At 56.2% G+C, this 1,389-nt stretch carries 2 protein-coding genes; one reads left to right on the top strand and one right to left on the bottom strand.

Features of this window, described 5'->3' with window-relative positions; genetic code table 11:
- On the top strand, nt 1–196 hold a 196-nt coding region (locus GOX53_RS29705), incomplete at its 5' end, for a hypothetical protein (protein WP_217352003.1).
- Between the two features lie 54 nt (nt 197–250).
- Here GOX53_RS29705 and GOX53_RS29385 read toward each other — a convergent pair.
- Nucleotides 251–1,270, bottom strand: coding sequence for an IS110 family transposase (locus tag GOX53_RS29385; RefSeq protein WP_171182414.1), 1,020 nt, complete (start codon nt 1,268–1,270; stop codon nt 251–253).
- Between the last annotated feature and the right edge of the window lie 119 nt (nt 1,271–1,389).

Genomic DNA, 1,389 nt, shown 5'->3' on the forward strand with positions numbered 1-1,389 from the left:
TCTGTGGATGGCTCCTGCATTGCAAGAGATTTTTGGTGAATTCAGCGGTTTTTTTGTCAGTACCGTCGTCTGTCCGGCCTGTTCGTGTAGCGCGTTGTCACCACTGGCCCTGATGAGTTCCGCAAGCGAGGTTCCAATCGGCTCATCGACCTCAGAGGGCCGCTGCCTTTCCCGGAGTGTCCTTGCTCTTGGTTGACTTAATTCCGCATCATCACTTCAACGTCTTGCATCTCGTGGGCAGTTGGCGCAGTCAGAACGCCGGCTGCCTGTATTCCTGTTTCTTTGTGAGCATCGCCCAGATGGCCCGAGCGGCCTTGTTGGCCATGGCGGTCGTCGCCAGCCGGAACGGCTTGTCCGCGATGATCTTCGCCGTCCAGAGGTCGACCTTTTCTGGCGAACGTTTTGCCATGACGGCGCGCGATGTCATGCCCACAACCAGCAGCTTGCGAATGTAGTGATCACCCTGCTTGGTGATCTTACCCAGACGTTTCTTGCCACCGCTGGACTTGTTGAGTGGGGTCAGTCCGAGCCAAGCCGCCAGATCGCGTCCGGTCCGGAACTGTTTTGCATCGCCGATCGTTGCGACGATCGCTGATGCCGTGATCGGCCCGATGCCAGGCATGCGCATTAATCGGCGTGCGTCTGCATTCATCAGAGCATGTTGCTCGATCATCTTCGAATAGCCGTAGATGCGTTCATTCAGGCCGATCAACTGATAGCATTGTATGCCAAGCATGCCGCTGGCGATTTCAGGCATGTCTGGATGGTCACCACCAAGGTGACGCTTTCCAAAAGATGTCACTGCCTCGATCCCAATGGGCAAGATATGCCCGAACTCGCGCAAAAGACTGCGGATCATGTTGGCAAGTTGGGTGCGCTGCCGGACGGCAAGATCCCGTGTCCGGTGGATTGAGAGAATGGCTTGCTGTTCCTCAGTCTTGATCTCGACAAAGCGCATGGTTGGGCGACGGACCGCTTCACAGATTGCCTCAGCATCAACGGCATCGTTCTTGCCGCGTTTCACGTAAGGTTTGACGTAGCCAGCGGGCATCAACTTCACATCATGCCCCAATTTGCGCAGCTGCCGCCCCCAGTGATGGGACGAGCCGCAGGCTTCCATCCCAACCCTGCAGGATGGCAGCGTCTCAAAGAAGCGGAGCAGCTTTGCGCGTTTGATGGCTCTGTTGAAAATAACGCGACCGTTCTCCGAAATGCCATGAACTTGAAAAACATCCTTGGCCAGATCGAGACCGACTGTCTTAACTGTCATTGGGTGGCTCCTTTCCTAGCAGTCATTGACAACTGCACTTTGGCACGTTCGATGCCGGTGGAGCAGGAGCCATCCACCTCATCCGCAATGGGCTCCAAGGACCTGTTGAGGCTTGCCGC

Origin of the sequence: Ruegeria sp. HKCCD8929, from assembly GCF_013031405.1 — a bacterium.
GTDB lineage: Bacteria > Pseudomonadota > Alphaproteobacteria > Rhodobacterales > Rhodobacteraceae > Ruegeria.

Coding starts and splice junctions, on each gene's coding strand:
- GOX53_RS29385 (WP_171182414.1), bottom strand. CDS start 1,270: ATGACAGTTAAGACAGTCGGTCTCGATCTGGCCAAGGATGTTTTTCAA.